The organism is Syntrophorhabdaceae bacterium, from assembly GCA_036504895.1.
Taxonomy (GTDB): Bacteria; Desulfobacterota; Syntrophorhabdia; order Syntrophorhabdales; family Syntrophorhabdaceae; genus PNOM01.
Genome location: DASXUJ010000016.1, coordinates 1 through 4,609, shown reverse-complemented (window position 1 = coordinate 4,609; position 4,609 = coordinate 1). Strand labels below are relative to the sequence as shown.

Below are 4,609 nucleotides of genomic sequence, written 5' to 3'. Positions count from 1 at the left end.
CTCGCAGCCCACGCACTGGTCTTTATTGATGAATACGGTCCCTTTCCTCTTATGGCCGTCCGTCGTCATGCCCTCGCCTGCCTGCCAGCTTATGGCAGGGCAGCCGATCTCGAGACAGACTTTGCAGCCCCGGCATTTGTCGGGGTTGACCACATAGAGGTCATATTTGAATTTCTCGAGGGGTTTTGCCCTTCGGAGCATCATACAAGGGCTATTGACCGTGATGACCACCGACGCGTCGTCCCTATTCAGCTCTTCCTTGATCGTCGCCATGGTTTCTTTAATGTTGTAAGGATCGACCTTCTTCACATGCTTCACACCGGCCGCCGCGACGAGTTGTTCGTAATTGACCATGGATGTCGGCTCGCCCACAATGGTGAACCCTGTCCCCGGATGTTCCTGCTGGCCCGTCATGGCCGTAATCCGGTTATCGAGGATGATCGTGGTGGAGTACCCCTTGTTATAGACCGCGTCCATGAGAGGGGTAATTCCGGAATGGAGGAACGTCGAATCACCAAGAACGGAGCATATCTTTCCGAGTCCTTCTTTACCGAGTATTTTACCCGCACCGTACGCGCCCCCCACGCCCGCGCCCATACATGTCGATGCGTGCATGGCGGCCAGGGGCGGGGCAACTGCCAGGGCGTAGCAGCCGATATCTCCAAATACGAAGGTATTCAGTTTCTTCAAGGCATAGAAAAGGGGTCTGTGGGAACAGCCCGCGCAAAGGTTCGGCGGCCTCCTGGGCAAATCCTCCGGGTTCACCCTGACCTTCGGCTCCTTATAGGCAACGCCCTGTACCGCTTTCTTCAGAGCTTTTTCGAGAATAGCCGGGGTGAGCTCGCCTATCGCGGGAATGAGGTCCTTGCCGTGCCAGATCTTATACCCCATTGCCTTGAGCTCGGTTTCGAGGAAGGGATCGAGCTCTTCCACGACCACGACTTTCTTCACCTTTTTAAAGAAATCGGCGACTAATTTCTTGGGGAGGGGCCATACCATTCCAAGCTTCAGGTATGAGAATTGGGGAAAGACTTCTTTAGTATACAGGTACGAGGCGCCCGAGGTGATGAACCCTATCGAAGGGTCATTGATCTCCATGGAATTGTAGGGGAATTCCGTATCGCTATAATCGGAAAGCTTCCCTATCCTCTCCTCGGCCCGGACCCTTGCGCTCCTCGAATACATGGGAACCATCACGTACTTCGGCGTATCCGCCTGTTTGAGCCCCTTCGCAACAGGCCCATCTTTGCGCGGCCCTTCTTCCACCGGCGAATCGCAATGGGACACCCGGGTCTCGCTTCTCACGAGCACCGGCGTGTCGAATTTCTCGCTGATCTCAAAGGCTATTTTTACGAAATCTTTGCATTCCTGCGAATCCGCGGGCTCCAGCATGGGAACTTTACCAAAGCGGGTCCAATGCCTGCTGTCCTGCTCGTTCTGAGAACTGTGCTGTCCGGGATCGTCGGCGACCACCACCACCAGTCCGCCCTTCACGCCGGTATACGCAATGGTCATCAGGGGATCGGATGCCACGTTCAATCCCACGTGCTTCATGCACGCCATGGCCCTGCCGCCTGCAAGAGAAGCGCCGTGAGCCACTTCGAGTGCCACTTTTTCATTAGTGGACCATTCGGTATAGATCTCCTTATAATTCTTTACCTCGGCCAGGATCTCGCTGCTCGGCGTTCCGGGATATGCGCATGCCGCATTCGCGCCTGCTTCCCAGGCACCCCTGGCAATCGCCTCATTTCCCTGCATGATCTTTCTCATCTTTCCTCCTTTCAGCTTCGAATCTCAGGAGAATTCTCCTGCCCATAAACCCTGTCAATCTCCCGGCCCTCCGTCTAATGGGTCCCGTCCGGCCCGAGCGTCAGCGCCCGAGCGTCAACGCCGGCACACTGCCGGGAAAACAGGGCTCCCCGCCTTTATTTCCTGCTGTTCAATCTTCCGGAGTTGGGTTCTGTATAGCAAACATTGTTTTGTATATCAAAAGTATTAGCCCAAGGCCGGTAATTTGTCAACAAAATAATTTCGTTCTTTTTTCAATAAATTTCTATTGACAAATTTATCCGTCCTTCGTTAATATTGTTTTCGGGTATTAAACACTGTTTTCCTTGCAAAACCTTAAACGGCGTCTGAACGTACCATAATTACCTCCGGTCATCATTGATGCAACGGGGGAGAAAAGGGGAGTTACCATGACAGAACTACAAGAGGGAAGCGGATTGGAACGGGCTCGGAAGTACTATTCGGAGTACGGGTCCCGGGCGAGGGAATTGAAGGCTGCGGGCAAAAAGGTGATCGGTTATCTCACCGCCCTCGGACCGGTTGAAATTCTCACCGCCGCGGGCGTAGTGCCCATTCGTTTGAAGGGCAATGTGGCCGAGGCAATCACCAAGGGCGATGCCTACATGGAGACAATAGTCTGTCCCTTTGTACGCAACGTCTTTGACGCGGCCGTAAAAGGAAAGTATGAGTTTCTCGACGGTATGGTACTACCCCACCAGTGCGACAGCATCGACAGGACGGATGACGTCTGGTGCGATACTCTCAAACTGCCTTATTGGCATTTTCTGAACGTACCCCATGTCACCGACAATCCTTCAATCGAATTCATGCAGGATATTCTCCGCATACTGATAGGAACCCTTGAAAAATTTACCGGTAATAAGATTACGAACGAGGCGATCGCCGACGCGGTGAGGGCCCACAACGAGAACCGGCGGCTGATGAGAGAGCTTTACGCCCTCAGGAAGACCAATCCCCCTCTTATTTCCGGCGCGGAAATGATGCAGGTCCTCGTGGCGGCCATGAGTCTGCCGGTGGATGAGTCGAGCGCTCTTATCCAGAGCGTGACGAAGGAAGTCAAACAAAGATTGGCGCCCTCGAAGGGAGACAGGAAACGGATACTCCTCCTCGCAGATCAGGTAGACGACGTTGCCATTGCCGAAGCCATTGAAGGCGTGGGAGCGTACCTGGTGATGGATGATATCTCGATCGGAAGCAAGATGTATTGGAACGATGTGGACGTCACCGCCGATCCCGTACAGGGCATCGCGGAGAGATATCTGAGAAAGCTGAAACTCCCCACGACTTTCGTAGGGACCGGCGACACATATGCGGAGAACCTGGAAGCACGGTTCGGTCATTTAAAGAAGTACATCGAGGAATTCAAGGTAGATGGCGTTATCCTGCTCATCTACAAATATTGCGACCCCTACGGCTTTGAGGTGCCGGCGATCAAGAGTTTTGTCGAGGCGGCGGGAGCATCCGTGCTCTACCTGGAGGATGAGTATTCCACCTCCACTCTTCCTCGAATGAAAACCAGGATAGAAGCATTCCTGGAAATGATCGCATAATAAAAGTAGGGAGGATAATGACATGTCTGAAGACAAAAAACCCAGATCTTTGGCAACACAGGCAGCGGCAAAAATAGCGAAGTTCGTCCGCGGCAACCTGTCCGATACCCTCAAGGCAAAAGAAGAGGGAAAGAAGGTAGCTTACGCATATATAAATGACGGCCAGGATGAAATCATAAGGGCCATGGACCTCGTTCCCGCATGGGGCGAAAGCTTTGCGGGCGTATGCGCGGCAAAGCGGGACGCGGAGAAATACCTCCAGAAAGCGGAGGCCGAGGATTTTTCCCGCTCTCTGTGCACCTATGCCACATGCACCATCGGCTTCGATATGTGGCGTGAGGAACTCGGCGGCGAAACCCCTCCCGGAGCGCCCTGGGGCGGCATGGGAAGGCCCGACATGATAATCGGAAGCTCTCAGCAGCTCTGCGACCCCCGCTTCAAATGGCCCCAGGCGACCCAGCACTATCTCAGGGATGTGCCGGTTTTCGTGGGAAGCATGTACTATCCCCAGTGGGACCCCAAGGTAAACCATCATGACCAGGAGGCGGTATACGTGAAGTATGCGAAGGCCGAGCTTCTCGAGCTCGTGCGCTTCTGCGAGAAACAGACGGGCAAGAAGATGGACTGGGATAGGCTCTCGTCCCTTGTCGACCTGACGGAAAAGACGTGGGACATGTTCATCGACTCCTATGAGTTGAGGAAGGCTGTTCCCACGCCTATGGATACAGGGGACGCAATGAACACCATGGTGCCCGTCACCTTCAACCTCGCGACGCCCGAGGCATACGATTATTACGTAAACCTTTACGAAGAGCTGACCCAAAAAAATGCAAATAAGCAGGGAGTGGTGGAGGACGAGAAATACCGCATCCTCTGGGGCGCGGGCCTGCCTTCTTGGTTTGCCCTTGGAGATTTCCAGTATTTTAATGATAAGGGCGCGGTATTCCCGGCAGAAATAACCTACCGCAATGCGGAAAAGATCGGGCGCCTCGATTTGCCCAAGACGAACGATCCCCTGGAGCGCATCGCCTGGAGATGGGTCAGATTCTGGACCCATTGGTATGACAAGGCGTACAAGAGGCCCGGCTCGTCACCAAAAGTAGAGCGGATTATCGAATATATCGAGGACTACAAGCTCGATGGGGTGGTGTTCCATTCCGCCTTCTCCTGCAGGAGCTGGCATGCGGGTATCATGCAGCAGGCCGCAGTGCTTAAGAGAATTTACGGCGATCTACCCGTCCTCATTATGG

At 53.9% G+C, this 4,609-nt stretch carries 3 protein-coding genes; 2 read left to right on the top strand and 1 reads right to left on the bottom strand.

The window, feature by feature from the left end:
• Positions 1-1,770: indolepyruvate ferredoxin oxidoreductase subunit alpha (gene iorA / locus VGJ94_02145; protein HEY3275394.1), on the bottom strand; the 1,770-nt coding region annotated here is incomplete at its 3' end.
• A gap of 428 nt (positions 1,771-2,198) precedes the next feature.
• Between iorA and VGJ94_02140 the strand changes: the two genes are divergently transcribed.
• Together VGJ94_02140 and VGJ94_02135 are read left to right on the top strand one after the other, a co-directional pair.
• The gene (locus tag VGJ94_02140; GenBank protein HEY3275393.1) at positions 2,199-3,359 is read left to right on the top strand and encodes a 2-hydroxyacyl-CoA dehydratase family protein; all 1,161 of its coding nucleotides are present in this window, start codon (positions 2,199-2,201) and stop codon (positions 3,357-3,359) included.
• Positions 3,360-3,381: 22 nt separating this feature from the next.
• Positions 3,382-4,609, top strand: a 1,228-nt coding sequence (locus VGJ94_02135) for a 2-hydroxyacyl-CoA dehydratase family protein (protein HEY3275392.1), incomplete at its 3' end; no start/stop codon positions are given.

Coding starts and splice junctions, on each gene's coding strand:
- VGJ94_02140 (HEY3275393.1), top strand. CDS start 2,199: ATGACAGAACTACAAGAGGGAAGCGGATTGGAACGGGCTCGGAAGTAC.